The organism is Achromobacter sp. (assembly GCF_050285565.1).
In the GTDB taxonomy this organism is placed as follows: Bacteria; Pseudomonadota; Gammaproteobacteria; order Burkholderiales; family Burkholderiaceae_B; genus Achromobacter.
On the sequence record NZ_JBLZXG010000010.1, the window covers coordinates 192,400 to 218,066 of the forward strand.

General features: G+C 68.1%; 27 protein-coding genes. 5 read left to right on the forward strand and 22 right to left on the reverse strand.

Annotated elements, in window-relative coordinates:
• Positions 1-79: 79 nt before the first annotated feature.
• The 11 genes from ACN6O8_RS21315 to mltG all read right to left on the reverse strand — a co-directional run bounded on the left by ACN6O8_RS21315 (position 80) and on the right by mltG (position 10,408).
• Positions 80-1,369, reverse strand: coding sequence for a Glu/Leu/Phe/Val family dehydrogenase (locus ACN6O8_RS21315; RefSeq protein WP_427992981.1), 1,290 nt, complete (start codon positions 1,367-1,369; stop codon positions 80-82).
• A gap of 271 nt (positions 1,370-1,640) precedes the next feature.
• Positions 1,641-2,591: a formimidoylglutamase gene (gene hutG / locus ACN6O8_RS21320; protein WP_427992982.1), complete on the reverse strand. Its 951-nt coding sequence runs from the start codon at positions 2,589-2,591 to the stop codon at positions 1,641-1,643.
• The gene (locus tag ACN6O8_RS21325; protein WP_427992983.1) at positions 2,588-3,370 is read right to left on the reverse strand and encodes an amino acid ABC transporter ATP-binding protein; all 783 of its coding nucleotides are present in this window, start codon (positions 3,368-3,370) and stop codon (positions 2,588-2,590) included. Before ACN6O8_RS21325 ends, hutG begins: the two co-directional genes overlap by 4 nt.
• On the reverse strand, positions 3,367-4,035 hold the full coding sequence (locus ACN6O8_RS21330; protein WP_427992984.1) for an amino acid ABC transporter permease: 669 nt from the start codon (positions 4,033-4,035) through the stop codon (positions 3,367-3,369). Before ACN6O8_RS21330 ends, ACN6O8_RS21325 begins: the two co-directional genes overlap by 4 nt.
• A complete protein-coding gene (locus ACN6O8_RS21335; protein ID WP_427992985.1) occupies positions 4,032-4,775 on the reverse strand; it encodes a transporter substrate-binding domain-containing protein in 744 nt (247 codons plus the stop codon). Before ACN6O8_RS21335 ends, ACN6O8_RS21330 begins: the two co-directional genes overlap by 4 nt.
• Positions 4,776-4,899: 124 nt before the next feature.
• A complete protein-coding gene (locus tag ACN6O8_RS21340) occupies positions 4,900-5,637 on the reverse strand; it encodes an IclR family transcriptional regulator (protein WP_427992986.1) in 738 nt (245 codons plus the stop codon).
• A 170-nt stretch (positions 5,638-5,807) separates the two neighbouring features.
• Positions 5,808-6,710 carry an ankyrin repeat domain-containing protein gene (locus ACN6O8_RS21345; protein WP_427992987.1) on the reverse strand — a complete coding sequence of 301 codons (903 nt, stop codon included), beginning with the start codon at positions 6,708-6,710 and terminating at the stop codon, positions 5,808-5,810.
• 39 nt (positions 6,711-6,749) lie between these two features.
• Entirely contained in the window at positions 6,750-7,520 is a 771-nt protein-coding gene (locus tag ACN6O8_RS21350; protein ID WP_427992988.1) for a TatD family hydrolase, read from the reverse strand.
• Positions 7,521-7,596: 76 nt separating this feature from the next.
• Positions 7,597-8,646, reverse strand: a complete 1,050-nt coding sequence (gene holB, locus ACN6O8_RS21355; protein WP_427992989.1) for a DNA polymerase III subunit delta' — start codon at positions 8,644-8,646, stop codon at positions 7,597-7,599.
• Entirely contained in the window at positions 8,643-9,266 is a 624-nt protein-coding gene (gene tmk / locus ACN6O8_RS21360) for a dTMP kinase (protein ID WP_427992990.1), read from the reverse strand. The genes holB and tmk overlap by 4 nt, the downstream gene beginning before the upstream one ends.
• The gene (mltG, locus tag ACN6O8_RS21365) at positions 9,263-10,408 is read right to left on the reverse strand and encodes an endolytic transglycosylase MltG (protein WP_427992991.1); all 1,146 of its coding nucleotides are present in this window, start codon (positions 10,406-10,408) and stop codon (positions 9,263-9,265) included. Before mltG ends, tmk begins: the two co-directional genes overlap by 4 nt.
• A gap of 158 nt (positions 10,409-10,566) precedes the next feature.
• Here mltG and ACN6O8_RS21370 point away from each other — a divergent pair, with 158 nt between their 5' ends.
• Positions 10,567-11,577, forward strand: coding sequence for a YgfZ/GcvT domain-containing protein (locus ACN6O8_RS21370; protein ID WP_427992992.1), 1,011 nt, complete (start codon positions 10,567-10,569; stop codon positions 11,575-11,577).
• A 6-nt stretch (positions 11,578-11,583) separates the two neighbouring features.
• Here ACN6O8_RS21370 and ACN6O8_RS21375 read toward each other — a convergent pair whose 3' ends face one another.
• From ACN6O8_RS21375 to ACN6O8_RS21405, 7 genes are all read right to left on the reverse strand, one after another.
• The gene (locus ACN6O8_RS21375) at positions 11,584-12,273 is read right to left on the reverse strand and encodes a VIT1/CCC1 transporter family protein (RefSeq protein WP_427992993.1); all 690 of its coding nucleotides are present in this window, start codon (positions 12,271-12,273) and stop codon (positions 11,584-11,586) included.
• Between the two features lie 55 nt (positions 12,274-12,328).
• Positions 12,329-12,766, reverse strand: coding sequence for a PaaI family thioesterase (locus ACN6O8_RS21380; protein WP_427992994.1), 438 nt, complete (start codon positions 12,764-12,766; stop codon positions 12,329-12,331).
• Position 12,767: 1 nt separating this feature from the next.
• Positions 12,768-13,658: a 3-hydroxyisobutyrate dehydrogenase gene (gene mmsB, locus ACN6O8_RS21385; RefSeq protein WP_427992995.1), complete on the reverse strand. Its 891-nt coding sequence runs from the start codon at positions 13,656-13,658 to the stop codon at positions 12,768-12,770.
• A 77-nt stretch (positions 13,659-13,735) separates the two neighbouring features.
• Entirely contained in the window at positions 13,736-14,911 is a 1,176-nt protein-coding gene (locus tag ACN6O8_RS21390; RefSeq protein WP_427992996.1) for an enoyl-CoA hydratase/isomerase family protein, read from the reverse strand.
• Positions 14,908-16,062, reverse strand: a complete 1,155-nt coding sequence (locus ACN6O8_RS21395) for an acyl-CoA dehydrogenase family protein (protein ID WP_427992997.1) — start codon at positions 16,060-16,062, stop codon at positions 14,908-14,910. Before ACN6O8_RS21395 ends, ACN6O8_RS21390 begins: the two co-directional genes overlap by 4 nt.
• 183 nt (positions 16,063-16,245) lie before the next feature.
• Positions 16,246-16,587: an RnfH family protein gene (locus ACN6O8_RS21400; protein ID WP_427992998.1), complete on the reverse strand. Its 342-nt coding sequence runs from the start codon at positions 16,585-16,587 to the stop codon at positions 16,246-16,248.
• A complete protein-coding gene (locus ACN6O8_RS21405; protein ID WP_427992999.1) occupies positions 16,577-17,011 on the reverse strand; it encodes a type II toxin-antitoxin system RatA family toxin in 435 nt (144 codons plus the stop codon). The genes ACN6O8_RS21400 and ACN6O8_RS21405 overlap by 11 nt, the downstream gene beginning before the upstream one ends.
• Positions 17,012-17,117: 106 nt before the next feature.
• Here ACN6O8_RS21405 and smpB point away from each other — a divergent pair, with 106 nt between their 5' ends.
• Positions 17,118-17,585, forward strand: a complete 468-nt coding sequence (smpB, locus tag ACN6O8_RS21410; protein ID WP_006385177.1) for an SsrA-binding protein SmpB — start codon at positions 17,118-17,120, stop codon at positions 17,583-17,585.
• 13 nt (positions 17,586-17,598) lie between these two features.
• Here smpB and ACN6O8_RS21415 read toward each other — a convergent pair whose 3' ends face one another.
• The 3 genes from ACN6O8_RS21415 to ACN6O8_RS21425 form a co-directional block, all read right to left on the reverse strand.
• Entirely contained in the window at positions 17,599-18,789 is a 1,191-nt protein-coding gene (locus ACN6O8_RS21415; RefSeq protein ID WP_427993000.1) for a GGDEF domain-containing protein, read from the reverse strand.
• 26 nt (positions 18,790-18,815) lie between these two features.
• On the reverse strand, positions 18,816-19,742 hold the full coding sequence (locus tag ACN6O8_RS21420) for an SPFH domain-containing protein (protein WP_427993001.1): 927 nt from the start codon (positions 19,740-19,742) through the stop codon (positions 18,816-18,818).
• A gap of 130 nt (positions 19,743-19,872) precedes the next feature.
• Positions 19,873-20,313, reverse strand: coding sequence for an NfeD family protein (locus ACN6O8_RS21425; RefSeq protein ID WP_427993002.1), 441 nt, complete (start codon positions 20,311-20,313; stop codon positions 19,873-19,875).
• Between the two features lie 169 nt (positions 20,314-20,482).
• Between ACN6O8_RS21425 and ACN6O8_RS21430 the strand changes: the two genes are divergently transcribed.
• Both ACN6O8_RS21430 and ACN6O8_RS21435 read left to right on the forward strand, forming a co-directional pair.
• Positions 20,483-21,220, forward strand: coding sequence for a glutamine amidotransferase (locus ACN6O8_RS21430; protein ID WP_427993003.1), 738 nt, complete (start codon positions 20,483-20,485; stop codon positions 21,218-21,220).
• 95 nt (positions 21,221-21,315) lie between these two features.
• The gene (locus ACN6O8_RS21435; RefSeq protein ID WP_427993004.1) at positions 21,316-22,158 is read left to right on the forward strand and encodes a bifunctional transcriptional activator/DNA repair enzyme AdaA; all 843 of its coding nucleotides are present in this window, start codon (positions 21,316-21,318) and stop codon (positions 22,156-22,158) included.
• 107 nt (positions 22,159-22,265) lie between these two features.
• Here ACN6O8_RS21435 and ppsA read toward each other — a convergent pair whose 3' ends face one another.
• Positions 22,266-24,632, reverse strand: a complete 2,367-nt coding sequence (ppsA, locus tag ACN6O8_RS21440; RefSeq protein WP_427993005.1) for a phosphoenolpyruvate synthase — start codon at positions 24,630-24,632, stop codon at positions 22,266-22,268.
• A gap of 191 nt (positions 24,633-24,823) precedes the next feature.
• Here ppsA and ppsR point away from each other — a divergent pair, with 191 nt between their 5' ends.
• The gene (gene ppsR / locus ACN6O8_RS21445; protein ID WP_427993006.1) at positions 24,824-25,651 is read left to right on the forward strand and encodes a posphoenolpyruvate synthetase regulatory kinase/phosphorylase PpsR; all 828 of its coding nucleotides are present in this window, start codon (positions 24,824-24,826) and stop codon (positions 25,649-25,651) included.
• The last annotated feature ends 16 nt before the right edge of the window (positions 25,652-25,667 follow it).

The window sequence follows — 25,667 nt, forward strand, 5'->3', positions numbered from 1 at the left end:
CCGCCCCGGGTCGGGGCGGCTTTCCTGTCTTCCTCACGCTCCTGCGCGCGCCGGGCCGGGCCCGGGCGCCAGAGGGACTTTACGGGTACAGGCCGCGCACCTGGCGCGCCTGCAGGATGCGGGTGCAAGCCACGATGAACGCGGCGGTGCGCAGCGTCACCTTGTGCTCGCGCGCCACCTGTGCCACCGAGGCGTAGGCTTCGCGCATGATGCGCTCCAGGCGCTGGTTGATTTCGTCCTCGCTCCAGAAGAAGCTGGAGAAGTCCTGCACCCACTCGAAGTACGACACCGTCACGCCGCCGGCGTTGGCCAGCACGTCCGGCACCACGTACACGCCATGCTCGGCCAGGATGTCATCCGCTTCCGGGGTGGTCGGGCCGTTGGCGCCTTCCACCACGATCTTGGCGCGCACCTTGGCGGCGTTGTCGACGGTGATCTGGCTTTCCAGGGCCGCCGGGATCAGGAACTCGGTTTCCAGCGTCCAGAACTCGTTCTTGTCCAGGGCCTGGCCGCCGGAGAAGCCGCCCACGCCGCCGTGCTGCGACACGTGCGACAGCAGCTTGTGGACGTCCAGACCAGCCGGATTGTGCACCGTGCCGGTGTGATCCTGAGCCGCGATGACCTTGGCGCCCGCTTCATGGAACAGGCGGGCGGCGGTGCCGCCCACGTTGCCGAAGCCCTGCACCACCACGCGCGCCTTGGACACATCGATGCCCAGGTCGCGCGCGGCTTCGCAGCCGACCACGAACACGCCACGGCCGGTGGCCTCGACGCGGCCCAGGCTGCCGCCCAGCGCGATCGGCTTGCCGGTCACGACGCCGGTGGCGGTCGAGCCTTCGTTCATGGAGTACGTGTCCATCATCCAGGCCATGGTCTGGGCGTTGGTGTTCACGTCAGGGGCGGGAATGTCCTTGGAGGGGCCGATGATGACGCCGATCTCCGAGGTGTAGCGGCGCGTCATGCGCTCGAGTTCGGATTGCGACAGCTTGCGCGGGTCGACCCGGATGCCGCCCTTGGCGCCGCCGTACGGCAGGTTGACCGCGGCGTTCTTGACCGACATCCACGCGGCCAGCGCCATCACTTCCGACAGCGTCACGTCCTGGTGGAAACGCACGCCGCCCTTGCCCGGGCCGCGCGAGGTGTTGTGCTGCACGCGGTAGCCCTCGAAGTGCGCCACGCTGCCGTTGTCCAGCTCGATCGGCACATCGACGATGAGCGAGCGCTTCGGCCGCTTCAGGGTCTCGACCCAGCGCGCCAGCGAACCGAGGTACGGCGTGACCCGGTCGACTTGTTGCAGGTAATTACCCCAGGGGCCGAGGTCGTCGGCATTCAGATAAGACGGCAAGGCATGGGTGGGAATTTGAGACATGAACATGCTCTCCTGACAAAGTTGCGCCATTTTATCCACAAGCCAGATATGGCCCCATATTTTATGAAAAAATATTATTTGGGGACGCATAATACAAATGGCGATCGCGCGCGTCACCGAGCCTGCCGAAACGCTGGGTCTATCCTAGCCCCGCGATCCGGCAGCGTCCAGCCCGCGCCATGCGGGCATGAAAAAGCCCGCCGTCACGCTCGCGCGGGCGGGCGTGACGGCGGGCCGTGGCGGCGCGGCGGGCGGCTGCCCGCGCGCCGCGTCAGTTGGACAACAGTTGCCAGGCCAGGCGCGCCGCCGCGCGGGCGCCATGACCATCGATGTCGAACCGCGGGCTGTACTCGGCCATGTCGGCCAGGCGCAGCTTGCCGCTGGCCTTGACGCGCAGCACGATCTCCTCGATCACCGTCAGCGGCACGCCATAGGGCGCCGGCGCCGACACGCCCGGCATCACCGCCGCCGGCAGCACGTCCAGGTCGATCGTCAGGTAGACGTGGCGGGCGCGCGCCAGCAAGGCGTCGACATTGGCCAGGCGCGCCGCCAGGTGGCGTTCCTGCATGTCGCGGTCCTCGACCCACACCGCGCCCACCTCGGCCGCGCGCGCATACAGCGCCGGCGTATTGGCCAGCCGCGACACGCCCAGGCAGGCGTATTGCAGCGCCAGCCCGCGCGCCTCGCAGTAATGCGCGATCTGGTCGAACGGCGTGCCGGAACTGCCCGGCCGGCCGGTGCGCAAATCGAAGTGCGCGTCCAGGTTCAGCACCAGCACCGGCCCTTCGTCATCGCGCTCGGCCAGCCAGTGCGCCAGGCCCTGGAAGCTGCCCCAGGCGATCTCGTGGCCGCCGCCCAGCACCAGCGGGCGCGCGCCCTGACGCAACAGATCGGCCACCGCCAGGCCCAGGCGCTCCTGCGCGTCTTCCAGCAGGTCGCCCTCGCAGGCCACGTCGCCCGCGTCCAGCAGGCGCGTCAGGCCGTGCGCCGGCAGGCCGGCCATGTACTTGCGGATGCCGGCCGGACCGGCAGCCGCGCCGGTGCGGCCCTGGTTGCGGGCCACGCCGGCGTCGCAGGCAAAGCCCAGCAGCACCGGTTCGCCCGCCGCCGGAGTCTGCCCGGCGGCCGCTTCGACGATGTGCGCCAGCCGGCGCGTGTCGCCGCGCTCGGCGCTGTCGTCGCGCGCGGTCCACAGGCTTTTGTCCAGTTGCGCCGCTGTCATGCCGCCCCCTGCCCCGTGCTCAGCACCGCCTGCAGGAACTCGCGGGTGCGCGCTTCGCGCGGCTGGCTGAAGATGACTTCGGGCGCGCCCGCTTCCAGGATCACGCCGCCGTCCATCACCGCGACCACGTCGGCCACGTCGCGGGCAAAGCCCATTTCGTGGGTCACGACCATCATGGTCATGCCTTCGCGCGCCAGCAGTTTCATGACCTGCAGCACCTCGCCCACCAGCTCCGGATCCAGCGCCGAGGTCGGCTCGTCGAACAGCATGACCTTGGGCTGCATCGCCAGCGCGCGGGCAATCGCCACGCGCTGCTTCTGGCCACCCGACAGGCTGGCCGGCATCGCCGCCATCTTCTGCGCCAGGCCGACCTTGCGCAGCAGGTCCTCGGCCAGCGCATTGGCCTCATCGCGCCCCATGCCGCGCAGCGTGCGCGGCCCGACGGTGACGTTATCCAACACCGACAGGTGCGGGAACAGATTGAAGCCCTGGAACACCATGCCGACCTGCATGCGCAGGCGGTTCAGTTCGGCCTCGGGCAGCAGCTCGCCCTCGTTCTGCAGCATCTGGCCGCAGATCTCCACGGTGCCGCCCTGGGCCACTTCCAGCCCATTGCAGCAGCGCAGCAGCGTGCTCTTGCCCGAGCCGCTGGGCCCGATCACCACCACCACCTGCGACGGCAGCACATCGAAATCGATGCCGCGCAGCACGGCGTGGTCGCCATAGGACTTCCGCAGGCCGCGGATGCGGATCATTTCTTTCGGATTCACGGCGTTCATTGCACCATCCCCCCGGCGCGCAGGCGTTGCTCGATCCTGCGCAGAATCAACATGGCGGCCGTGGTCAGAACCAGGTAGATCAGCGCCACCACCAGATAGGTTTCCAGCGAGCGGTACGACACGCTGATGATCTTCTGCCCTTCGTGCATCAGGTCATGGATGGTCAACAGCGACACCAGCGCCGAATTCTTGATCAGCGCGATGAACTCGTTGCCCAGCGGCGGGATCATGCGCACCACCGCCTGCGGCAGGATGATGATGCGCATGGCCTGGCCCGACGACATGCCCAGCGAACGGGCCGCCTCGGTCTGGCCGCGGTCGACCGACTGGATCGCGCCGCGCACGATCTCCGACACATAGGCGCCGGAATACATGCCCAGCCCCAGCACGCCACAGGCGAACGCCGGCAGCGTCACGCCGAACTGCGGCAGGCCGAAGAACCAGATGAACAGCTGCACCAGCAGCGGCGTGCCGCGAAAGAACAGCAGATAGACGCTGCACAGGTTGTAGATAATGCTGCGCTGCGGGTTGAGCCGGCCGACGCCGACCAGCAGGCCGATGACACAGCCCAGCAGCAAGGCGCCGGCGGTCACCTCGACGGTGACCACCGCGCCGCGCAGCAGCGCGTCGAAGTCGGCGAAGACGGGAGCAAAATCCAGGTTCATTTCGCGGGCGCCTCGAACCACTTGTTGACGATGGCCTGGTACGTGCCATCGGCCTTGATCTTCTTGAGCGCTTCATTCAGGCCGCGCGTCAGTTCCGGCTTGTTCTTGGGCACGGCGATGCCGTAGTCCTCGGTGGTGATCTGATCGGCCAGCACCGTCAGGTCGGTGGTGCTCTGGGCGAACAGCTTGGCGGCCGGCTTGCCGGTCACGGCGGCATCGGCGCGGCCGATCTGCACCAGGTTGAACATCTCCTGGTTCTTCTCGACCTCGACGCGCTGCACCGACGGGTAGTGTTCCTTCAGATAGTTGACCGATTTGGTGCCGACCTGCACCGACACCTTGCGGCCGTCCAGATCCTTGAGCGTCTTGACCGGGCCGTCCTTCTTGGTCAGCACCACCAGGCCGCCGGCGTAGTACGGGTCGGTGAAGTCCACCACCTTGCTGCGCTCGGGCGTGATGTAGATGGCCGACACGGCGATGTCGGCGCGCCCGGCCTGCAGGGCGGGAATCAGGCCCTTGAAGTCGATGTCGATCCATTCGACCTTCTTGCCCATGGCGCCAGCCAGGGCCTCGACCAGTTCGATGTCAAAACCGGTGCGTTTGCCGTCCTTGACGAATTCCATGGGCGGGAAGGTGGCGTCGGTCACGGCGCGGATGGTTTCCTGGGCGTGGGCGGTGCCCAGGTTCCAGGCCAGGCCCAGCGTCAGGGCGGCGGTCAACAGGGTGCGGCGAGTAGTCATGGCAAGTCCTGAAAGAAAAAGTGGGATACGGATACGGCGATCGATACGGTCTGCGGGGTGATGCGGTGTCTGGCGATGAGGCGGCAATGGCGGGAACAGCGGGAAATCCGGATAAAGGGTGGCGTCAATGCGCCTGGAGCCTGCCCGAGATGCGGCGGGCGGCCGCGACGGTCAGGTCGATGAAGGCCTGCGGCCGCTGGGCCGCGCGGGTCGAAGGCGCCATCAGGGTGATCGAGGCCACCGCCTGATTGGCGCGCTGGAAGATCGGCACGCTCACCCCCCAGACGCCGGCGTCGACCTCGCTGTCGGTCACGGCGTACCCCTGGGCGCGGATGGCCTGCAGCTCGTCGGCCAGGCGCGCCGGGTCCACGCCCGATTCCTTGGCCAGCACGGCCAGCGCCGTCTGCAGCCGCGCCGCCGGCATGAAGGCCAGCAGCGACTTGGCCGAGGCGCCGCGCGCCAGCGGCAGGCCGCGCCCCTTGGTGAAGGAACAACGCAACGGATGCTGGCTTTCGACCATGTCCAGGCACACCGCCTGGTCCTTGACGGCCACCAGCAGGCCGATGGTCTCGCCCGAGGCGGCGGCCAAGGCCGCCATGTCCGGTTGCGCCTCGTGGATCAGGAACGACGATTGATCAAACCCCCAGGCCAGTTGCACACACAACGGGCCGGGGCCGTATTCGCCCTCGTGTTCGGCCACGAAGCCCCAGCGCTTGAGCAGCCCCACCTGGCGGTACAGGGTGCTTTGGGCCAGGCCGGTCTTTTCCGCCAGCGCGGCAATGCTCAGCGGGCCGTCGTGCCGGGCCAGCGTGGCCAACACGTACAGCACGCGATCCGCGCCCGCCCCTACCGACTGATCCATCAACGCACTCCAAGGATTGATGCCACGCAGATTATCAATTTATGGCGGTAAAGATTGAAATTTTTCCCAGCTAATGAGAATTCACAGGGAAAACCCCGAATCGACGTCCGGCACCGCCCAAGAAAAAACCCGCCAGCAGGCGGGTTTGACGGGTGAGCGCAGGACGCGTCTCAGGGCGAGGCCGGCGTGTCGTAGTTGTTCAGCCGCACCCCCGACACCCCGCCGACGCTGGGCGCGGACGACGGGCTGGCCGCTTCCCGCGGCGGGGTCTCGGTCGGTGCCGCCGGTGCCGCCGCCGGCACCGGCGCGCTGACCGTCGGCGCCGTGGCGGCGTCGACGGCATCGGCTTGCGGCTCGGCGGGCCCGCTGGCGCGGCGGGCGCGTTTGGCCGCGTCCTGCTGGGCGATCAGCGCCTTGAGATCGGCGGCCAGCTTGGTGGACTTGCCGGTGGCCGCCCAGTCGGCGGCGTCCTGCCCTTTGGTATCGCGGGTCGTGACGTCCGCCCCCGCCTTCACCAGCAGATCCACCATGGCCTTGTTGCCCGACAGCGCCGCCATCATCAGCGGCGTCTCGCCATTGGGCGCGGGCGCGTTCACCATGGCCTGGTTGTCCAGTAACAGCCGCGCCATGGCCAACTGCCCCTTGGACGCCGCATAGTGCAGCGGCGTCCAGCCCAGGCGGTTGACCTGCGCGCCGCGCGCCATCAGCGCGCGGGCGCGCTCCACCTGGCCGGCGATGGCCAGGTACATCAAGGGCGTCTCGCCGGCCGGATTCTCGATGTTCACGTCCGTGCGCGGATGGGCCGCCAGCACGTCGAAGACCTTCCACGCGCCGTCCGCCACCGCCCGCATGATGGCCGGCTGGCCATTGCGGTAGCGCACGTTCGGGTCGGCCCCCTGTGCCAGCAGGTCCTTGATCTCGTCGGTGTAATCATTGGCGACATAGACCCACCAGTCAGACGGGTTGGCCGCCTGGGCGGCGGCCGGCGCCGACACGGCGACACACAGCGCCAGCAGCGCGCTGCGGCAATGCGAGGCGAGTCGGCGGCGGAAGAACACAGTGCTGGCAACCATGGCAATCCTGATAAATGACTTTAGGTAATCGACTTTAAATTATTTCTTTATCTTTCTGAAAAGATTGAAGAAATTATCGGTAGAAGCGCGCGCCACCTCGGCCACGCTGATGCCCTTCAGTTCCGCGATCTTCTCGGCCACGTGGATCACCTTGGACGGATCGTTGAGCTTGCCCCGATACGGCACTGGCGCCAGATACGGCGAATCGGTCTCGATCAGCAGGCGATCCAGTGGCACTTTGGCCGCGACCTCATGCACCACGTGCGCGTTCTTGAACGTCACGATGCCCGACAAGGAGATATGGAAGTTCTGGTCCAGCGCGGCCTGGGCCACTTCCCAGGTCTCCGTAAAACAGTGCATCACGCCGCCGACCTCGGCGGCGCCCTCCTCGCGCAACATACGCACCGTGTCCTCGGCCGAGGAACGGGTATGCACGATCAGCGGCAGGCCGGTAGCGCGGGCGGCGCGGATATGGCGGCGAAAGCGCTCGCGCTGCCAGTCCAGCGGTTCGGACAGCCGGTAATAGTCGAGCCCGGTCTCGCCGATCGCCACCACCTTGGGATGGGCCGACAGGCGCGCCAGTTCGTCCGGCTCGGGGTCGGGCGTGTCTTCGTAATCGGGATGCACACCGACCGAGGCCCACAGGTTGGGCTGGGGCTCGACCAGCGACATCAGGCCCGGCCATTCGGGCATATTGACGCTGACCACCAGCGCGTGGGTCACCTGGTTGGCGGCCATCCGCTCGAGAATCGCGGGCAGGTCGGCCGCCAGCTCGGGGAAGTTCAAATGGCAGTGTGAATCGACGTACATGAGACTTGGATCAGGGATGGCGCGGCGCCCCCGCGGCCGCCCGGACGCAGCGGGCGGGCGACGGCGTCGCGCCGGGTTATGCCTGGCAGGATAGCACCACGCGCTGCAGCGTCGCGTGGGCGAAGAGCTTGCCGTTCAAGGGGTGCGTGGCCAGCGCGCGCTGGCGCGTCAGCCAGCGCGCGGCTTCGGCCGCGCGCGCGGTGTTCATGCGCCCGGCCACCTCGGCCACCGCCGCCGCCAGCGACGGGAAATAGCGCACCGGGGCGCCCGCCGCGGCCAGCATCAGATCGGTATACAGGCGCTGCAAGGCGTCGATCCACTCAGTGGGCGCGGCCTTTTCCAAGGCCTCGGCCAAGGTGCCCACATCGGGCGTCTGGCCCTTGGCCAAGGGAGCCACCAGTTGCGCCAGCCAGGGCGGGCATGGCGTTTCCGCATGCTGCGCCAGGCGCAGCGCCGCCAGCGGCGCGCCGCCGGCGGCCGCCAGCCATTCGCGCGCCGGCTCCACGTTCTGGTCACGCAGCCATTGCAGCGCGGTATCGGGGTCCGGCGCCGGCAGCGGCAGCCGGCGGCAGCGCGACACCAGCGTCGGCAGCAGGCGGTCGGGCGCGTCGGCCACCAGCAGGAACACGGTATGCGGCGGCGGCTCTTCCAGCACCTTGAGCAAGGCGTTGGCCGACACCACGTTCAAGGCGTGCGCCGGATACAGCAGCGCCACGCGCCAGCCGCCGCGGTGGGTGGCGGTATTGAACCAGGACTCCAGCGAACGGATCTGGTCGATGCGGATTTCCTTGGACGGCGCCTTCTTGGCGCTGCCGCTGGCCGGCTCGGCGTCTTCCGTGGCCTCGGCGGCCTCGGCGCCCTCCTCGACCGCCACGGCCTCGGGCCGGATGCGGCGCAGGTCGGGGTGGTTGCCGCTGATGAACCACGCGCACGCGGCGCAGTGACCGCAGGCCAGCCCATCCTGGGGCGTCTCGCACAACAGGCTGGCGGCGGCGGCCACCGCGAAATCGAGCTTGCCGATGCCGGCCAGGCCGTGCACCAGCCAGGCGTGGGCGAAGCGCTCGCGGTTGCCGAGCCAGGCGCGCGCCGTCGCCATCTGCCAGGGCAGGAACTGGGGCGCGCTCATGGACGGGCCGCCACCAGCGCGCGCAGCCCGGCTTCGAGCTCGGCGCGGATTGCGGGAATCGCGCGGGTCGAATCGATCACGCGGATGCGGTCAGGCTCGGCCGCGGCGCGGGCCTGGTAGGCGGCGCGGGTGCGCTCGAAGAAAGCCGCGCCTTCGCGCTCGAAACGGTCGGGCTCGCGAGCGTCGGCCAGGCGGGCCCGCGCCACCTCCAGCGGCACATCGAACAGCCAGGTGCGGTCGGGCCGGCCCGCCTGCATCCAGCTTTCCAGCGCCGCCACGCGCGCCGCGCCCAGGCCGCGGCCGCCGCCCTGGTAGGCGTAGGTGGCGTCGGTGTAGCGGTCGCACACCACCCAGGCGCCGCGCGCCAGCGCCGGTTCGATCACCTGGTGCAGGTGTTCGCAGCGGGCGGCAAACATCAGCAGGGTTTCGGTGTCCAGTCCCATCGGATCGGTCAGCACCAGCGCGCGCAGCTTTTCGCCCAGCGGCGTGCCGCCGGGTTCGCGCGTGGACACCACCTCCAGCCCCTGGCCGCGCAGAAAATCGGCGATCCAGCCGGTGTGCGTGCTCTTGCCGGCGCCGTCCACTCCCTCCAGCGTGATGAAGCGTCCGCGTGAGGTCATTGTTCTTGTCCTTGTGCTAGCGCCGGCTCGGTCTGCGGCGCGGAAGGGGAAGCCGGCTCCTGCGCCGGCGGGCCGGCGGGCGTCGGTGCGGTCACGGCGCCAGGCTTGCCCACCGGGGCCGGGCGCGCGGCGGGCGTCTGCCCGAGAACGTAGCGCGACACGTTGCGGTTGTGCTCGGACAGGTTGGCCGAGAACTCGCTGGTGCCATTGCCGCGCGAGACGAAATAGAGGAATTTGTGCTGCTCTGGCTGCACCGCCGCCAGCAACGCCGCGCGGCCGGCGGCGGCAATTGGCGTGGGCGGCAGGCCCGGCCGCGTATAGGTGTTCCAGGGCGTGTCGGTCTGCAGGTCGCGCTTGCGGATGCGGCCCTGGTAGGCGTCGCCCATGCCATAGATGACGGTGGGATCGGTCTGCAGCAGCATGCCGATCTTCAGGCGGTTGGTGAACACGCCCGCGACCCGGCGCCGTTCCGGGCCGTGGCCGGTTTCCTTCTCGACGATGGACGCCAGCACCAGCGCCTCGTAGGGCGTGGACAGCGGCAGGTCGGCCTGGCGCTTGGCCCAGGTGTCGTCGAGGATGCGCTGGCCTTCCCGGTAGGCGCGGCGCAGCAGGTCGAAATCGGTGCTGCCCGGGGTGAAGACATAGGTGTCCGGAAAGAACAGGCCTTCCGGATGCTTGATGTCCGAGCCCAGGCGCTCCATCAGCGCCTCGTCGCTGATATCGCCCAGGGTCTGCTTGACGTCGGGATTCTCGCGCAGCGCCTGGCGGATCTGGCGGAAGGTCCAGCCTTCCAGGAAAGTGATCTGGCGCTGCGTCATGTCGCCGCGGGCCATGCGCTCCAGCAGCAGCCAGGGGGTATCGCCGTTGATGGCCTGGTAGCCGCCGGCCTTGATCAGCTTGTCCTGTTCGGACAGGCGCGCCATCCAGACGAACCCCGGCTCCCAGACCGGCACGCCGGCGGCATTGAGCGCGCGCGCGACGGTGCGCGGGCTGCTGCCCGGGTCCACCACGAAATCGATCCTGTCGGTCGACAGGTGGATGGGGCGGTGCATCCAGTGCCAGGCGGCGCCGGCGGCAGCGGCGGCGGCCAGCACGACAAGCAGGAATGACCACAGGACGTAAAAACGGAGTCGCTTCTTCATAAGTGTGGGGAGTTTAATGGATCGCGCGGATCTGCCGGCGCGAAACGAGGGCCGCGCCGCCTCGGACGCCCCTTAGCCCGGCGCGGGCATGGGCCTGCCGGGGCCGGAACGCAGCTATCATCAAGCCTTTGATGACGAGTCACGGGCCCCGCAAAGCCATGCATGCTTTCCATTCTTCGATCCCGGCGCGCGCCGAAGGTTGCGCGCAATGCGCTCCCTTGGAGGATTTTGCCGTTTTCAGCGCCGCCGGCGCCGACGCGCTGACCTTCCTGCACGGCCAATTGACGCAGGACGTCACCGGCCTGCCCGCCGATGCCGCGCGCCTGGCCGGCTACTGCACCGCCAAGGGCCGCCTGCTGGCCACGCTGGTCATGTGGCGCGGCGCCGATCCGGCCGAAGACGCGCCGCGCCTGTACGGCCTGGTGCGCCAGGATCTGGCCGCCGCCCTGATCAAGCGGCTGTCGATGTTCGTGCTGCGCGCCAAGGTCAAGCTGGCCCCCGCCCCGCTGCGCGCCGCCGGCGTGCAGGCCGCGCCGGCACAGGTGGCTGACCTGGAGGCCGCCGCCGGCCCCCTGCCGCGCACGCCCTGGCAGCGCGCCGAGCTGCCCTCGGGCACCTGGATCGCCGCGCCCTCGGCCGGCGCCACGCTGCGCTGGTGGTGGCTCGCCAGCGACGAACAACTGGCCTCGGCCGCGCCCCTGGCCGCCGTGCTCGGCCTGGCGCCGGCCGCGCAATGGCACGCCGCCGACCTGGCCGCCGGCATTCCCTGGATCACCGCCGCCACCCAGGACGTCTTCATTCCGCAAACGGTCAACCTGGATCTGATCCAGGGCGTCAGCTTCACCAAGGGCTGTTATCCCGGCCAGGAAGTGGTGGCGCGCAGCCACTATCGCGGCACGGTCAAACGCCGCATGGCCTTCGGCACCCTCGCCGGCGCCGACCTGCCTGCCGGCGCCGACCTGGCCGGCCAGGACGTGTTCGACGCCACCCAGCCAGGCGAGCCCACCGGCCGCGTCGTCGACGCCGCGCGCGGGCACGATACGGGCGACACGGTCTCGGTGCTGTTCGAAACCACGCTGGCCGCCCTGCCGCAGGGCGATCTGCGGCTGGGCGCGGCCGACGGCCCGCGCATCGCCCCGGCGCCGCTGCCCTATTCCATCACGCCGTAGCGCGCCTCAGACCACGGTGCCGAACAAGGCGCCGACGCCGGCGGTCACGGCCATCGCCAGCGCCCCCAACACGGTCACGCGCAGCGCCGCCGGCAGCTTGGGCGCGCCCCCGGCCCCGGCGGCCAGGGCCCCCAGACAGGCCAGACAGGCCACCGACGCCCCGATCACCCAGCCGATCAGCGGCGCTCCCGGCACCACCGCGGCCACCGCCAACGGCAAGGCGGCGCCGCCGGCAAAAGACGCCGCCGACGCCCCCGCCGCCTGCACCGGCCGCGCGCGGTTGTGCAGCGAAATACCGAGTTCGTCGCGCGCATGCGCATCGAGCGCGTCGTGGCGCGTCAATTGCCGCGCCACCTGCTCGGCCAGATCGCGCGACAGGCCGCGTTCGACGTAGATCTCGATCAGTTCTTCCAACTCTTCGCCCGAGTTGCGCTTGAGCGAACGCTGCTCCATGCGCAGGTCAGCCGCCTCGATGTCGGCTTGCGAGCGCACCGAAACGTATTCACCGGCCGCCATCGACAACGCGCCGGCCACCAGCCCGGCCAGGCCCGAGGTCAGCACCGCCTCGTGCGTCACCTGCGCCGCCGCGACGCCGGTGATGAGACTGGCGGTGGACACGATACCGTCATTGGCGCCGAGCACGGCGGCGCGCAGCCAGTTGCTGCGGAAGATCCGATGGTGTTCTTTGGAAGGCATTGCCATAGACCCGTTCAAGGCGCGACAAGACTTGCGGCGGCCCGCCGCAAGCGGCTCAACGCGGCGTCACGCGCACCGCGGTGAGCAAGCCTATCACGCACAGCGAGGCTTGTTCGCCGGCATAAGCGTGCACCTCGACCTGGCAGATCGACAGGCGCTTGCCGGGCTTGACCACGCGGCCGCTGGCGACGTAGCGCTCGCCCTTGGCCGGCGCCAGGAAATTCATCTTGAACTCCGAGGTCAACACCTCCTCGCCCGGCTCGAACAGGCTGAAGGCGGCATAGCCGCCAGCCGAATCGGCAATGGTGGTGGAGATGCCGGCATGCAGAAAGCCGTTCTGCTGGCACAGATCCGCGCGGTGCGGCAGCACGATCTCCACCCTGCCCGGCTCGACCAGATCCAGGCTGGCGCCGAGCAGCCGCATGATGCTCTGCTGCTCGAAGCTGGCCCGGACCCGCCCGGCCGGATCGACACACGTGGCGGGCGTGGCCATGTCAGTCCTGGTCGCGCTTGACCAGGTTGACGATGCTGGAGAAATCCAGCCGGCCCGAGCCGCCTGCGCTATGCAGCGAATACAGGTTGCGCGCCAGCTCGCCCAGCGGGATCGAGGCGCGCGCCGACAGCGCCGCCTCGGCCGCCAGGCCCAGGTCCTTGAGCATCAGGTCGACGCCGAACCCGCCGGCATAGCCCTTGGAAGCCGGCGCGTGCTCCATCACCCCGGGCCAGGGGTTGTACAGCTCGGTGGCCCAGTTGCGGCCCGAGCTCTTGGCGATGATGTCCGACAACACCTTGGGATCGAGGCCGTTGGCCACGCCCAGCGCCAGCGCCTCGGAGGTGCCCGCCATGAGAATGCCGAGCAGCATGTTGTTGCAGATCTTGGCGACCTGGCCGGCGCCGGCCGGACCGGCGTGGAAGATGTTCTTGCCCATCTTCTCCAGCACCGGACGGGCCCGTTCCAGCGCCGCGGCCTGGCCGCCGACGATGAAGGTCAGCGTGCCGGCGGCCGCGCCGCCGGTGCCGCCGGACACCGGCGCGTCGATCATGGCGATGCCGCGCACCTGAGCGGCCTGCGCCACCTTGCGGGCCGAGTCCGGGGCGATGGTGCTGCACTCGATCACCAGCGCGCTGGACGGGATCTTGCCCAACAGATCCTGATCCAGATACAGGCCTTCGACGTGCTTGCTGGCCGGCAGCATCGAGATCACGACCTCGGCGCCCTTGACCGCCTCGGCGGCCGAGGCCGCCGCCTTGGCGCCCGCGTCGGTCAGCGCCTTGACCGCCGCCGGCACCAGGTCGAACACCGTCAGGCTGTGTCCGGCCTTGACCAGATTCAATGCCATGGGCGCGCCCATGTTGCCCAAACCGATAAACGCGATACTGCTCATGATGTCCTGTCTCCTGTTGCTATTGCTGTAGGTATGAAATCAGTGTTGCGACGCGATGCCGGCCCGCGCGGCGGCGGTCAGCGGCCTTGCCTGCCCAGGTCGTCCAGCGGATGCGGCTGGCCTTCGGGCCAGGGCTCCTCGAAGAACTGCTGCACCCAGGCGTCGCTGGCCACGTCCAGCACCGCCGGATTCCAGCGCGGCTTCTTGTCCTTGTCGATCAGCAGCGCGCGGATGCCTTCGGCAAAGTCGCCGTGCGCGGCGCAATGCAGCGCGGCGATGTACTCGGTGCGGAACACGTCGTCCAGCGACCGCAGCCGCATGCGCTGCTGCAATGCGAACGACAGCCGCAGCGAACCCGGCGAGCCGGCCAGCATGGTGCTGGCGGCGCGCGCCAGCCACGGGTCGTCGTGGTCTTTCAGGGCCGCCAGTTCCTCGTGGATCTCGTCCAGCCGGTTGCCGCTGCACAGGCTGTTGATCATGAACGAGTGCTGGCGCAGATGGCCGCTTTCCAGCGGCGTCTGCGGCTCGAGCGCCGTCAGGGCGCGACGCAGCAGGCCGTCGTTGATCGAGCGCGGCGCAATCGCGTCATCGGCGCTGCCGGCGGCCTGACCGGCCCAGGGCTGCTCTTCGAGCGAGGCCAGCAGCTTGGGCCAGTCTTCGTGGTTCAGGCGGAAGTCCGCCAGGCCGGCAAAGAACGCATCGGCGGTGTTGATCTGCGCGCCGGTCAGCGCCAGGAACACCCCGATGCGGCCAGGCATGCGGTTCAGCAACCAGCTGCCGCCCACGTCCGGGAACAGGCCGATGGAGATTTCCGGCATCGCCAGGCGCGAGCTCTCGCTGACCACGCGATGGCTGGCGCCCATCATCAGGCCGATGCCGCCGCCCATGACGATGCCGTGGCCCCAGCACAGCACCGGCTTGGGGTAGCTGTGGATGCGGTAGTCCAGCCGATACTCGTGTTCGAAGAAGCGGCGCGCGTAGGCATTGCTCCAGGCGCCCTTGCCGGCGTTCTCGGTCATGCTGCGGTACAGGCCGTGCAGGTCGCCCCCGGCGCAGAAGGCCTTGTCGCCCGCCCCCTGCAACACCACCAGGGCGACCGCCGGATCGCGCGCCCAGGCGTCCAGGCGCTCGGCCAGCAGGTCGACCATCTCCAGCGACAAGCCGTTCAGGGTCTGCGGCGAGTTCAGCGTCGCGATCCCGAAGCGCATTCCATTGGCGGCGGCCCTTTCTTCGAACAGCACCGGTGCATTCATCTTATGTCGGCTCCTTTTTCCAACAATTGGCGGGCGATGATCACGCGCATGATCTCGTTGGTCCCCTCCAGAATCTGATGTACGCGAGTATCGCGCACCAGACGCTCCAAGGGATAGTCCCGCAGGTAGCCGTAGCCGCCGTGGATCTGCTGGGCATCAAGGCACACCTGGAAACCCATGTCGGTGGCGAAGCGCTTGGCCATCGCGCAGTAGGTCGCCGCGTCCGGCGCGCCGGCATCCAGCTTGCAGGCCGCCAGCCGCACCATCTGGCGCGCCGCCACCAGGTGGGTGGCCATGTCCGCCAGCTTGAACTGCAGCGCCTGAAACTCCGCCAGGCGGCGGTTGAACTGGCGCCGTTCGTCCATGTAGCGGCGGGCGGCATCCAGCGCGCCCTGGGCCGCGCCGACCGAGCAGGTGCCGATGTTGATGCGGCCGCCGTCCAGGCCCTTCATGGCGATCTTGAAACCCTCGCCTTCCCCGCCCAGCAGATGGCCGGCCGGCACGCGCACGTTCTCGAACACGATCGGGCGGGTGGACTGGCTGTTCCAGCCCATTTTTTCTTCCTTGCGGCCGTAGCTGATGCCTTCGCTGTCGGCCGGCACCGCGAACGCGCTGATGCCGCCCGCGCCCTCGCCGCCGCTGCGCGCCATCACCACCAGCAGGTCGGTGTCGCCGCCCCCGGAAATGAAGGCCTTGGCGCCGTTGAGCACGTAGTGATCGCCCTGGCGCTGCGCGCGGGTCGACAGCGAAGCGGCGTCGGAGCCGGCGCCCGGTTCGGTCAGGCAGTACGAGGCCAGCTTCTGGCCGCTGGCCAGCAGCGGTCCCCAGGCCTCGCGCAGGGCCGGCTGGCCCCATTTGCCGACCATCCAGGTGGCCATGTTGTGGATCGTCAGGAATGCCGTGGTCGACGGATCGACGGCGGCCATTTCCTCGAACACCAGGGTGGCATCCAGGCGCGGCAGGCCCAGGCCGCCGATGTCCTCGCTGGCGTAGATGGCGCAGAAACCCATCTCGCCGGCGCGCGCGAACGCCTCCTTGGGAAAGATGCCCTCGGCATCCCAGCGCGCCGCGTGCGGCGCCAGTTCGCCTTGGGCGTAGTCGCGCGCGGCCTGCGCGAACGCGCGCTGCTCGTCGGTCAGTTCCAAGTCCACAGCCTGTCTCCTGATGTCATTGGTATTGTCTGTTGGCGTTGCTGCCGTCTCGTGAACGTCAGCCAGGCCATTTTGGCATGACGTTGACGTAAACGTAAGTGTGCGGCGCAATCCATGTTACGCCGGAAGCGCCGGCGCGATTTGTCCTGTTGATGACAATGTGGCGGCGACGGCCCCGCCCGGCTACAACAGCCCGGGCGGACGCACCCGCCCATTGCGGGCGGTCTTGGCGCGCCGGTGCTCGGCGCGGCGGCGGCGCGACTCCTTGGGATCGAAACTCAAGCCGCGGTAGATCTCGACGCGGTCACCGTCCGCCAGCGGCGTAGCGGCCTCGACCGCCTTGCCGAACACCCCCACGCCGCGCTCCCACGGTTGCACCACCGGAAAGGCCTGGGCGAAGCCGCTGGCGCGCAAGGCATCGGCCACGGTCGCGCCAGCCGGCAGGCACAGTTCGCGCAGCCAGACCTGGCCCGGCAAGGCATAACAGACCGATACCGCGATCTGCCCGTGCCCCTCACTCGCCATACTTGGCCTGCGCGCGCTTGGTGAAGGAATCGATGAAGCTGGTGGCGATGCGGTTGAACACCGGCCCCACCACCATCTCCAGCGCCCGGTTGGAAAAGGCGTATTCCATGGTGAACAACACCTTGCAGGCGTCCTCGGCCAGCGCCTGGAACTCCCAGTGCCCCACCAGGCTGGAAAACGGCCCGTCGACCAGCTCCAGGTCGATGCGGTCGGGATAGACGTGCCGGTTGCGCGTGGTGAAGCGCTGCTTCATGCCCGCGAAACTGATCAGGATGGAGGCCTGCATGCCGTGCTCGTCGCGCGTCTGCACCTCGGCGCCGCCGCACCAGGGCATGAATTCGGGGTACTTCTCCACGTCGGCCACCAGGTCGAACATCTGGGCGGCGCTGTAGGGCACCAGGACGGATCGCTGTACTTTGTGCATCGACTATCGCAAATGGCTAGAATGATAGGATTTTACCGGCACCGCGCCATCCGGGGGCGCAAGCAAGAGCAAACAAAGAACGAATGGGCATATTGGCCCCGACAAGATGAGCATTATCGATAATCGCAAGGCCACGCACGACTACTTCATCGAAGACCGCTACGAAGCCGGCCTCGTTCTCCAGGGCTGGGAAGTCAAGGCGATCCGCGACGGCCGCGTGCAGCTCAAGGAAAGCTACGTCATCGTGCGCGATGGCGAGCTGTTTCTGCTCGGCATGCACGTCAGTCCCCTGCCCACGGCGTCCACCCACATCCATCCCGACGCCATGCGCACGCGCAAGCTGCTGCTCAAGGCCGAGGAAATCAGCAAACTGATCGGCAAGGTCGAGCAGCGCGGCTATACGTTGGTGCCGCTCAACCTGCACTACAAGAACGGCCGCATCAAGCTCGATTTCGCGCTGGGCCGTGGCAAGAAGCTGTTCGACAAGCGCGACACGGCGCGTGAAAAAGACTGGCAGCGCGAAAAAGAACGCATCATGAAGCACGACACGCGCGCCTCGCGCAAGGACAGCTGAGCGCGCTGCCGGTTCAGGCCGCCGTCGGCAGCGGCGCGCGCTCGGCCGGGTTCGCGCCCGGCCCCAGCACGCGATTGCGGCCGGCCTGCTTGGCGGCGTACAGCGTGCGGTCGGCGCGCTCGAAAAAGGCCTGCAGGTTCTCGCCCGGCAGCCAGTCCGCCACCCCGGCGCTGAACGTATACGCAATCGTGCTGCCGCCGTGGGCACAGGGCGTGCGCCGCACCGAATCGAGCAAGCGCTCGGCCACTTCCATCACGGCGTCGCTGCGCATGTCGGCGAACAGCACGCTGAATTCCTCGCCTCCCACCCGGCCGACGTGGTCGCCGGTACGCAGCGTGGCCGTGGCCAGCAGGCCGAAGTGGCGCAGCACCGCATCGCCGGCGGTGTGGCCGTGCGTATCGTTGATGCGCTTGAAATGGTCGATGTCCAGCAACAGCAGCGACAGCGGCCGCCGCGTGCGCAGCGCCTGCGCGCAATAGCGCTCGGCCTGCAGCCACCACGCCTTGCGCGACATCAGCCCGGTCAGGAAATCGGTGCTGGCCTCGTGCTCGCGATCGGCCAGCATGCGGTCGTGGATGATCATGATGGTGCCCAGCGTCAGGCACGGCATCGCCAGCACACCCAGCGTCATGAACACGATGTTCCAAGTGGTCGGCTGCAACAGGAAATCGGCCTGCGCCACGGCCGACGCGAACAGCACCGAACGCAGCGCGCAGGTCAGCGCCGAAATCATCGCCACCGACCAGACGAAGTAATAGCTGTAGCGCGAGCGGTTGGCCGGCAGGCCGCGCCACACCGCCGCCGCCACCGCGAACATGAACCCCATCTGCAGCGTCGACATGGCGACGATGCGCGGCCCCACCTGACTGTCCAGATAAGTGTATCCGGCCAGCGTCAGCCAGGCCGCGACACAGGCCAGTCCCATCAGATGCCGCGGCACCCGCTGTCCCAGCAGGCGCCGGATGCCGGTGTAATAGGCGCACAGCGCCAGGCCGATCAGCAGGTTGGGCAACACGATCGACAGCCAGCGCGGCGCCTCGGTGGCCTGCAACCCGAACAGAAAAAACGCCGACAGCGTCAGCAGGTTGGCGCGGATGGTCTCGCGGATTCCCGCCATGCCGCTGCGCACCAGGGAACCCAGCACGCACAGCGACAGCACTCCCGTCAGTACTGCGATCAACAGCAAATGCACGGGAGCGATCATGGGCGGTGCGCCTGACGGCGCGCGGTTCAGCTGTTGCGGGTGGATTTGACGATGGTCATGGCCGAGGCGATCATGCCGCCCACATCCGACAGATTGGCCGGCAGGATCAGCGTGTTGCCTGCCTTGGCGACGTTGCCGAAGGCCTCGACGTAGCGCTCGGCCACCTTCAGGTTGACCGCTTCCATGCCACCGGGCTGGCGCACCGCGTCGGCCACCTGGGTGATGGCCTTGGCGGTGGCCTCGGCAATCGCCAGCACCGCCGCGGCCTCGCCCTGCGCCTGGTTGATCTGGGCCTGCTTCTCGCCTTCCGAGCGGGCGATGGCGGCTTCGCGTTCGCCAGTGGCAATGTTGATCTGTTCCTGACGGCGGCCTTCCGAGGCCGCGATCAGGGCGCGCTTTTCGCGTTCGGCGGTGATCTGCGCCTGCATCGAACGCAGAATCTCGTTGGGCGGGGTCAGATCCTTGATTTCATAGCGCAGCACCTTCACGCCCCAGTTCAGCGCGGCCTCGTCCAGCGACGACACGATGGTGCTGTTGATGGCGTCGCGTTCCTCGAAGGTGCGGTCCAGTTCCATCTTGCCGATCACCGAGCGCAGCGTGGTCTGCGCCAGCTGCGTGATGGCCGAGATGTAGTTGGACGAGCCATACGACGCCCGCATCGGGTCGGTCACCTGGAAATACAGCACACCGTCCACCTGCAATTGCGTGTTGTCGCGCGTGATGCAGACCTGGCTCGGCACGTCCAGCGGGATTTCCTTGAGCGAGTGCTTGTACGACACCCGCTCGATGAACGGGATCACGAAGCCGGCGCCCGGCGACAGCACGCGGTCGAACTTGCCCAGCCGCTCCACCACCCAGGCGTGCTGCTGGGGAACGATGGCGATCGACTTGATGACGATCAGGATCGCCAGCGCGACGATGACGAGCAGGACGATAGTGGAAGTGTCCATCATGGTGTAGTGCCTCTTCTGGGGTGAATGCGGTGACGCCCCTGCCCGCGAAAGCCAGGGCGCCTGCTGCGTCCGGCGCCGCGTACGACCGGGCCGGGTCTTGCGGGGAATGCGAAGGTCGCTTCCCCTTTTCTCAGCGCGGGGCGCCGGCCGCGCTGCCCTTGGGCGTCAGGACCAGCCGCGTGCCGCGCAGTTCGACAATGATGTGCTCACCGGCCAGGGCGGGTTGGCCGGCGGCCAGTTCGGCCTGCCAATGCGCGCCGCGATACCAGACCCGCGCCGAGCCGTTGTCGGCCCAGGCCTCGACGTTGACGGTCTGGCCGATATCGAGGTTGACGTCGGCGTTGCGGGCGGCATTGACCTCGCGTTTTTTCAGCACGCGCGTCTTGCGCAGCACCAGCAACCCCAACAGCAACACCACGCCGCACGCCACCAGTTGCCATTCCAGGCCGGCCAGCAGCCATGCGGCGATGCCCCCCGCGGCCAGGCCCAGGGCCACCAGCAGCAGATAGAACGTTCCCGTCGCCAGTTCGCCGATCAGCGCCAGCGCGGCCAGCCCAAGCCAGATCCACATAGTCGAGTATTACCTGAAAGGGTGAGTCGATCTGCGGATTGTACGTATTTCCATGACCCCGCGGTGACACCCGGCGGCCGCCTCGGACAACCGCCCTGGATTATGATGTGCCCTGGCGCCCCGAACGACCCGGATCCGGCGCCCGGCATTTTCCACGCACAGACCCCCCATGATCGCTGCAACGCCCCCCGCCCGCCCCGTCCTCATCCTGCACACGGGCGACCCCGACGACACGCTCAAGCGCCAGTTCGGCGGCTATGCCGAACAACTGGCGCAGGCCTGCGGCCTGGCGCCCGACGCCCTCGAAGTCGTCGCCGTGCATGCCGGCGAACGCCCGCGCGCGCCCGACCAATACCGCGCCGCCCTGATCACCGGCTCGCCCGCCATGGTCACCGACCAGGAACCCTGGAGCGAAGCCACCGCCGCCTGGCTGCGCGAGGCCGCCGCCGCCGGCCTGCCGATGTTCGGCATCTGCTACGGCCACCAGTTGCTGGCGCACGCGCTGGGCGGCAAGGTGGGCTACAACCCCGCCGGGCGCGAAGTCGGCACCCAGACGGTCGAACTGCTGCCCGCCGCCGCCGGCGACAAACTGCTGGCCGGCCTGCCGCCCACCTTCCCGGCGCAGATGCTGCATGCGCAGACCGTGCTGCAGCTACCGCCGGGCGCGGCCGTGCTGGCGCGTTCCGACCTCGACCCGCACCAGATGATCCGCATCGGCCGCAACATCTTCTCGACCCAGTTCCATCCCGAATTCGGGCCCGATTTCGTGCGCGCCCACCTCGAGCGCTACGGCCGCCGCTACGCCGCCGAAAACCTCGACGTGCCCGGCCTGTCGGCCAACGTGCGCGCCACGCCGGTATCCGGCGAGCTGGTGCGCCGCTTCCTGGACGCCTACGCGCCCGCCTGAGGCGGGTGCGCCGGGCAACAACCGGAGTGCGGCGGCGGCCGGTCCCTGGGAACATTGCCGAAAGCGCGCATCTCGGCGCGCCCCCGGAGCCTGACATGACCCACGCCGCCCCCTTGAGCCAACAGCACGCCGCCCTGGTCGAACGCGCCTGCCGGGCGCTGGAGGCCGAGCAGCCGCCCGACCTGAACACGCTGGCCGCGCAGGCCGGCATGAGCCGCTTCCACTTCCACCGCATCTTCAAGGCGGCCACCGGCATCACGCCCAAGGCCTACGCCAACGCGCTGCGCGCCGACCGCGCCCGCCAGCAGTTACGCCAGAGCGCCAGCGTCACCGATGCCATGTATGGCGCCGGCTTCAATTCCAGCGGCCGCTTCTACGAAGCCGCTCCCGCCATCCTGGGCATGACTCCCACCGCCTTCCGCAAGGACGGCGAAGGCGTCGAGATCCGCTTCGCCGTGGGCCAGTGCGCGCTCGGCGCGCTGCTGGTCGCGGCCAGCGACACCGGCATCTGCGAAATCGCGCTGCACGAAGACCCCGAGCAACTGGTGCGCAACCTGCAAGACCGCTTCAAGGCCGCCACACTGATCGGCGCCGACCGCGAATTCGAACAGTGGATGGCGGCGGTGGTCGGCTTCGTCGAAAACCCGTCCGTGGGCCTGCACCTGCCGCTGGACGTGCGCGGTACCGCCTTCCAGCGCCGCGTCTGGGAGGCGCTGCGCGAGATCCCGGTCGGCACCACCGCCACCTACACCGACATCGCCGAGCGCATCGGCGCGCCGCGCTCGGTGCGCGCGGTGGCGCGGGCCTGCGCCACCAACAACATCGCGCTGGCCATCCCCTGCCACCGCGTGGTGCGCACCGACGGCTCGCTGGCCGGCTACCGCTGGGGCATCGAACGCAAGCGCGAACTGATTGAGCGCGAAGCCCGCGCGGCCTGAAGCCCGGTCGCCGCGGGGGGCCGCTCGGGCCCGAGTCGCCGCGGCCGGCGCCACTACAAAAAAACCCGCGCCATGTGGCGCGGGCTTCTTGCAAGCGGGCGGGCGGCTTACGGCTTGGCCAGGCGCTGCCAGGTGTCGACCACCGTGTCCGGGTTCAGCGACATCGACAGGATGCCTTCATCCTTGAGCCACTGCGCGAAATCCGGGTGATCGCTGGGGCCCTGGCCGCAGATGCCAACATACTTGTTGGCCGCCAGGCAAGCCTTGATCGCGCGGCGCAGCATGAACTTGACGGCCTCGTCGCGTTCGTCGAAGTCGGCCGCCAGCAGTTCCATGCCGGAGTCGCGGTCCAGGCCCAGGGTCAGCTGGGTCATGTCGTTCGAACCGATCGAGAAACCGTCGAAGTACTGCAGGAACTCGTCGGCCAGGATGGCATTGGACGGCACTTCGCACATCATGATCAGCTTCAGGCCGTTCTCGCCGCGCGCCAGGCCATGCTTGGCCAGCAGGTTGACGACCTTCTCGGCCTGGCCCAGGGTGCGCACGAACGGCACCATGATCTCGACGTTGGTCAGGCCCATGTCATCGCGCACCTTCTTGAGCGCTTCGCATTCCATGCGGAAGCACTCGGCAAAGTCCTCGGCGATGTAGCGCGAGGCGCCGCGAAAGCCCAGCATCGGGTTCTCTTCCTCGGGCTCGTAGCGCGAACCGCCGACCAGCTTGCGGTACTCGTTGGACTTGAAGTCCGACATGCGCACGATCACGGGCTTGGGGTAGAACGCCGCCGCGATGGTGGCCACGCCTTCGGCCATCTTCTCGACGAAGAAGGCGCGCGGGCTGGCATGGCCGCGGGCGGCCGATTCCACCGCCTTCTTCAGCTCGCCGTCGACGTTCGGGTAGTCCAGCACCGCCTTCGGGTGGATGCCGATGTTGTTGTTGATGATGAATTCCAGGCGCGCCAGGCCGACGCCGCTGTTGGGGATCTGGGCGAAGTCGAACGCCAGTTGGGGGTTGCCCACGTTCATCATGATCTTCAGATCGATGGCCGGCATTTCGCCGCGACGCACTTCCTCGACCTCGGTCTCGATCAGGCCGTCATAGATGCGGCCTTCGTCGCCCTCGGCGCACGACACGGTCACGGCCTGGCCTTCCTTGAGTACGTCGGTGGCGTTGCCGCAACCGACCACGGCGGGAATACCCAGCTCGCGCGCGATGATGGCCGCGTGGCAGGTCCGGCCGCCACGGTTGGTCACGATCGCCGAGGCGCGCTTCATGACGGGCTCCCAGTTGGGATCGGTCATGTCGGTGACCAGCACGTCGCCGGGCTGGACCTTGTCCATGTCGGAGATGTCGCCGACCACGCGCACCGGACCCGAACCGATCTTCTGGCCAATGGCGCGGCCGGTGATCAGCACCTGGCCGGTGGCCTTCAGGCGATAGCGCTGCTGCACGTCGTTGGCGCCCTGCTGCGACTTCACCGTTTCCGGGCGCGCCTGCAGGATGTAGATCTTGCCGTCGACGCCGTCGCGGCCCCACTCGATGTCCATCGGACGGCCGTAGTGCTTCTCGATGATGACGGCGTAGCGCGCCAGCTCGATGACCTCGTCATCGGTCAGCGAGTAGCGGTTGCGCTCGGACACCGGCACGTCCACGGTGCGCACGGCGCGGCCTTCCGGACGCTCGGGGTCGAATTCCATCTTGATCAGCTTGGAACCGATGCGGCGGCCGACGATGGGGAAATGGCCCTGGGCCAGCGTGGGCTTGAAGACGTAGAACTCGTCGGGGTTGACGGCGCCCTGCACCACGGTTTCGCCCAGGCCGTACGACGAGGTGATGAAGACCACGTCCTGAAAGCCCGATTCGGTGTCGATGGTGAACATCACGCCAGCGCTGCCCTTGTCCGAACGCACCATGCGCTGGATGCCGGCCGACAGGGCCACATCGGCGTGGGCATAGCCCTTGTGCACGCGGTAGGAGATGGCGCGGTCGTTGTAGAGCGAGGCGAACACGTGGCGGATCTTGTCCAGCACGTCGTCGATGCCGACCACGTTCAGGAAGGTTTCCTGCTGGCCGGCGAACGAGGCGTCGGGCAGGTCTTCGGCGGTCGCGGACGAACGCACCGCGAACGAGCCCTTGCCGTCGGCGTCGAGCTTGGCGAAGGCCTCGCGGATCTGGGTTTCGAATTCGGTCGAGAACGGCGCCTCGATGATCCATTGGCGGATCTGCGCGCCGGCGTTGGCCAGCTCGCGCACGTCTTCGGGGTTCAGCGTGGTCAGACGCTCGGCGATGCGCTTGTCCAGGCCCGAGGCCTTGAGGAAGTCGCGGAAGGCATCAGCGGTCGTGGCAAAGCCGCCCGGCACGCGGACACCCGCGCCAGACAGCTGGCTGATCATTTCGCCCAGTGATGCGTTCTTGCCTCCTACCGAGTCCACGTCCGTCATGCGGAGCTGCTCGAACAAAACAACATACGACATTGAAGTCACCTTTTACAATGGAATGAAAGCGAGTTTGGTCAATGCAGATTCGACGCCGGCTACCGCCCGGAATTCGTCGATCCGCCTGCGCTGACCAAACTGGCCTTGGACCGCCCTTGGGGTGACTTATAGGGGCCTGATTGTACTCGGAGGAGCACATCCGGCCATCCGCCTGGTTGGAATTTTTACATATGACATCTACCCCGATCGTACGCACGGTATACATCGTTTCCGACAGTACCGGTATCACCGCGGAAACCTTCAGCCAGTCGGTGCTTTCCCAATTCGAGCAAGTCGATTTCAAGCCGGTGCGGCTGCCGTTTGTCGACACCCTGGAAAAAGCCGCCGAAGTGGCCATGCGCATCGACCGCAGCGCCCAGGAGGCCGGCGTGCCGCCGATCGTCTTTAGCACGCTGGTCAATCCGGATATCCTGGCTCGTGTTCGCCAGGCGAACGGCATTTTCCTGGACTTGTTCGGCACCTTCGTCAGCCACATCGAGCAGGCGCTGGGGCTGAAATCCAGCCACTCCATCGGCCGCTCGCACATGCAGGCCAACTCCGAAAAGTACCGCAACCGCATCGACGCCATCAATTTCAGCCTGGCACACGACGACGGCCAGTTCGTCAACCAGCTGGATCAGGCCGACGTCATCCTGGTCGGCGTGTCGCGCTGCGGCAAGACCCCGACCAGCCTGTATCTGGCCATGCAGTACGCCATCAAGGCCGCCAACTTCCCCCTGACCCCGGACGATTTCGAGCGCGGCACCCTGCCCTCGACCATCGCCCCGCACCGTGCCAAGCTGTTCGGCTTGTCGATTCAGCCCGAGCGCCTGTCCGAAGTGCGCAACGAGCGCCGCCCCAACAGCCGCTATGCGCAACTGGAACAGTGCCGCTACGAAGTGGCCGAGGCCGAGCGCATGATGCGCCGCGAAGGCATCTCGTGGCTGTCCACCACCACCAAGTCGATCGAGGAGATCTCGACCACGGTGTTGCAGGAAGTCGGCCTGGACCGCGCCTGAAAACGCCAAGGGCGCG